The 859-nt window shown below is 76.7% G+C and carries 1 protein-coding gene; it reads right to left on the bottom strand.

Annotated elements, in window-relative coordinates:
* Positions 1 to 859 (bottom strand): glycerate kinase (locus D588_RS0122835; RefSeq protein ID WP_017917638.1); only part of this gene is annotated, 859 nt, incomplete at both ends.

Genomic DNA, 859 nt, shown 5'->3' on the forward strand with positions numbered 1-859 from the left:
GGGCGAGGCCGACCGGCACCTTGCCCTGCGCGCTCTGCCCGTCCAGGCGGCCTTCGCCGGTGACCAGCAGATCGGCGCCGGCCAGGTGCGCTTCCAGCCCCAGCGCCTGCGCGACGATCTCCACGCCCGGCCGCAGCCGCGCGCCGAGGAAGGCGAGCAGGGCCGCGCCGATACCGCCGCCCGCGCCGGCGCCGGGCAGTTGCGCCACTGCCACGCCCAAGCTGCGTTCGATCGCCTCGGCGTAGTGCCGCAACCCGGCATCGAGCTGCGCGACCATCGCCGGCGTGGCGCCCTTCTGCGGCCCGAACACCGCCGAGGCGCCGCTCGGCCCGGTCAGCGGGTTGTCGACATCGCAGGCGACTTCGATCGTGCACTCGCGCAGTCGCGGGTCCAGCCCGTCCAGATCGATGCGCGCCAGCGCGCCCAGCGCCGCGCCGCCGGCGGCCAGGTCGCAGCCGTGCGCGTCCAGCAGGCGCACGCCCAGGGCCTGCGCCATGCCGGCGCCGCCGTCGTTGCTGGCGCTGCCGCCGATGCCGATCAGCAGCCGGCGCGCGCCGGCATCAAGGGCGGCCAGGATCAGTTCGCCGACGCCGCGGGTGCCGGTCAAGCAAGGATCGCGCTGTTGCGGCGGCACCAGCATCAGCCCGCTGGCCGCGGCCATCTCGATCAGGGCGGTGCCGCCGTCCTCGCTCAGGCCGAACTGCGCGGCGACCGGCGCGCCCAGCGGCCCGGTCACGGTGCACGCGACCCGGCGCCCACCGCCAGCGGCGACCAGCGCTTCCACCGTGCCCTCGCCGCCGTCGGCGAACGGCAGCAGCACGTACTGCGCCTCCGGGAACACGCTGCGGAAGCCGGCCGC

The organism is Xanthomonas sp. SHU 308, assembly GCF_000364645.1.
Taxonomy (GTDB): Bacteria; Pseudomonadota; Gammaproteobacteria; order Xanthomonadales; family Xanthomonadaceae; genus Xanthomonas_A; species Xanthomonas_A sontii.